The sequence below is a fragment of the Halorubrum sp. CBA1125 genome, assembly GCF_009742825.1.
Taxonomy (GTDB): domain Archaea; phylum Halobacteriota; class Halobacteria; order Halobacteriales; family Haloferacaceae; genus Halorubrum.
Genome location: NZ_WPCE01000329.1, coordinates 1 through 1,848 on the forward strand (window position 1 = coordinate 1; position 1,848 = coordinate 1,848).

The following is a 1,848-nucleotide window of genomic DNA, read 5'->3' on the forward strand; positions in this document are numbered from 1 at the left end:
GGAGGCCGACGTCGCCGACGTCGACACGCTGTGGACCCGCGCGGTCGACAACGTCGCCGTGCCGGTGACGCTGCATCCGAAGGACGGCACCGCCGACCAGACGCGGTCGCTCCGGGTGAACGTCCCCGGCGACTACGAGTTCACCGTCGACGAGACGGTCGAGTTCGGCGACGAGGAGTTCACGGTCGAGGGGCTCCAGATCCGCGAGGACGCGCCGGCGTACCGCCACGAGAAGCTCGATCACCCCGGCGACGTCGCCTACGCCAAGGACCTCAAGCGGGTGTACGCCCGCGACGAGAGCCTGACGGCGTGGTCGGCGTGGTAGCTCGGCCGCCGCTGCCCGGGGTCGCCAGCGCTCACCCCCAGGTCCACAGCGCGTCGAGGACGAACCGGTATAGCCCGCTCAACAGGATCGCGGCCGCGTTCGAAACCAGATACATGATCCCGCCCCACTCGACCAGCGCGTAGAGGACGCCGAGCTGGATCGGGATCGCGGTCCCGCGGACGAGGTTCGTCTTGAACAGCCCCGAGAGGTACTCGACGGTGCCCGTGTTCCGGCTCGCCCGGAACGTCCACGCGTTGTTGAGCACGTACGTGAGGACGATCGTGATCTCGATGGCGACGATCGCGCCGACCAGGTAGTTGATCCCCGCCGCGTCGACGAACAGCCAGAGGAGCGCCATCTGCACGCCGGCGGTCGCCGTGCCGACGATCACGAACCGGCGGAGTTGGACGGCGATCGGTCCGCTCGTGAGGTCGCGGAGGACCGCCCGGATCATCAGCGATAGCCGAGCGCCTCCAACCGCGCCTCGAGGTCTTCGTCGACCTCGTCGCCCTCTGCGGCGGCCGCGTCACGCTCCCGGTCGCGGAGCGTCGCGGCGTGCTCGGCGGCGATCGGCGCGAACCGCTCTATCACCGCCCGCTCGTCGGCCGAGGGGTCGGCCGACAGATCCTCCTGCTGGGTCGGGTCCGACGGCCGGTGGTACAGCTCCGTCGTCCCCGCGTCGACGTTCTCGATGTACGTCCACTTGGCGTCCCGGACGCTCACGAGGAGGTCGCCATCCGACAGCGACCGCGGGATCGGCTGCTCGGTCACCTCCTCGCCGCGAACGGTCACCGAGACGACGGGCGGGTGGTCGACCACCTCGTCACCGTCCGTCGCGTCACCGACCTGCTGGTCACCGTCCGTCGCGTCACCGACCGTATCGCCGGCGACCGCCGGCGCGACCGACCGTCCGTGCCAGTCGGACGATGACTCGACGCCGAGCAGGTCGGCGACGGTCGGCGGGATCGCGTCGAGGCCGACGTGGTCGGTGACGCGGCCGCCGTCCGCCCCCGGAACGTTCACGATCAGGGGCACGTGGATCAGCTCGTCGTACAGCTTCGGGTAGTGCGCGAGGTGGCCGTGCTCCTGGAACTCCTCGCCGTGGTCTCCGGCGACGACGATCGCCGTCTCGTCCGCGACGCCGGCGGCGTCGAGCGTGTCGAGCAGCCGCCCGACGCTGGCGTCGACCTGCCTGACCGTCGCCTGGTACAGGGTCCGGAGCTCGCGGAGCGTCCGCTCGCCGACCTCCCACCCGAGGCTCGTCCGCGTGTGCGCGTGGAGCATCCGGTGGGTGCCGACGAGGCCGTTCGACACCTCCCGGATGTACCGCGGCGCGGGACGTCACGGCGTGTGTGTGTCCATGTAGTGGACCCACAGGAAGAACGGCTCGTCGGTCCGGTCGACGAAGTCGGTCGCGGCGTCCTCCACGTCGAACATCCGCGACGCGTCGAGGAACGGCAGGTCGTCGCTCTCGCCGCGGAGCTTGGACCCGAGGCGGCGGATCGGCGACGTCGCGAGCTGGA

The 1,848-nt window shown here is 70.7% G+C and carries 2 protein-coding genes and 1 pseudogene; 1 reads left to right on the top strand and 2 read right to left on the bottom strand.

What is annotated here, in order from left to right; genetic code table 11:
- On the top strand, window positions 1-325 hold a 325-nt coding region (locus GJ633_RS16350), incomplete at its 5' end, for an HVO_0476 family zinc finger protein (RefSeq protein WP_303646536.1).
- A gap of 31 nt (window positions 326-356) precedes the next feature.
- Here GJ633_RS16350 and GJ633_RS16355 read toward each other — a convergent pair.
- Window positions 357-779 carry a GtrA family protein gene (locus GJ633_RS16355; protein WP_156589611.1) on the bottom strand — a complete coding sequence of 141 codons (423 nt, stop codon included), beginning with the start codon at window positions 777-779 and terminating at the stop codon, window positions 357-359.
- Window positions 779-1,848, bottom strand: a pseudogene (locus GJ633_RS16360) (sulfatase-like hydrolase/transferase); the annotation flags it as partial. The pseudogene GJ633_RS16360 and the gene GJ633_RS16355, both read right to left, overlap by 1 nt.